The organism is Gordonia sp. i37, assembly GCF_002043085.1.
Taxonomy (GTDB): domain Bacteria; phylum Actinomycetota; class Actinomycetes; order Mycobacteriales; family Mycobacteriaceae; genus Gordonia; species Gordonia polyisoprenivorans.
Genome location: NZ_MVPX01000214.1, coordinates 1 through 789, shown reverse-complemented (window position 1 = coordinate 789; position 789 = coordinate 1). Strand labels below are relative to the sequence as shown.

At 67.0% G+C, this 789-nt stretch carries 1 protein-coding gene; it reads right to left on the bottom strand.

Features of this window, described 5'->3' with window-relative positions; translation table 11 throughout:
• On the bottom strand, positions 1-654 hold a 654-nt coding region (locus B1964_RS09805), incomplete at its 3' end, for a phosphoenolpyruvate carboxylase (protein WP_139765690.1).
• Between the last annotated feature and the right edge of the window lie 135 nt (positions 655-789).

Genomic DNA, 789 nt, shown 5'->3' with positions numbered 1-789 from the left:
CGCGGTCTGCCACAGCGTGAGGATCTGCCTCCGGATTCCCTCGGTGACCGCCGCCTCCTCGGCGGGCGTCAGTTCGGTCCGCGACCGGAATCGCATCAGCTCGGTGATCCGGTTCTGCGCCTCGAACACCGACCGCCGGCGGGTTTCTGTCGGATGGGCGGTGATCACCGGCACCACCGTCGCGTCGGCGAGCGCATCACCCACCTCGTCATCGCCGAGACCGGCCTCGGCCAGTTTGGCGTACGTGGCGTCGAGGCTACTGTCCTGGGGCGGGTCGCCGGCCCGTACGTGGATCATCCGCCGGCGTTCACGGTGGATGTCCTCGGCCAGGTTGGCCAACAGCGCAAAGTTGCTGAACGCGCGGATGATCGGCATCGCCACCGAGATGTCGAGATCGACGAACAGATCGGCCAACTCGTCGCGATCGATCTCGGCCCGCCGGATCTTGAACGCCGCCACTCGCGCCGACTCGACGAGGTCGAAGACCTCCGCCCCCGAGTGTTCGCGCACCATGTCGCCGAGAATGCCGCCGAGCAATCGGATGTCCTCACGCAGCGGTTCGGTGAGGGTGCGGCCCTCGTCGTCGACGACGATGTGGTCGACGATCGAGATGGAAGGACGCCAGTCCGGGGCACCGCGCGAAGGAGAGGTCATTGCCCCAGTATTGCGGCTGCGCGTGACGGCGGCATCTCGGGTGGGCATCTCGGGTGCACAGAAAGTCGGGTACACAGAAAGCACTCGACCCGATGCGGCCGTAGCCGCATCGGGTCGAGAGAAGGGTGTCGGGGC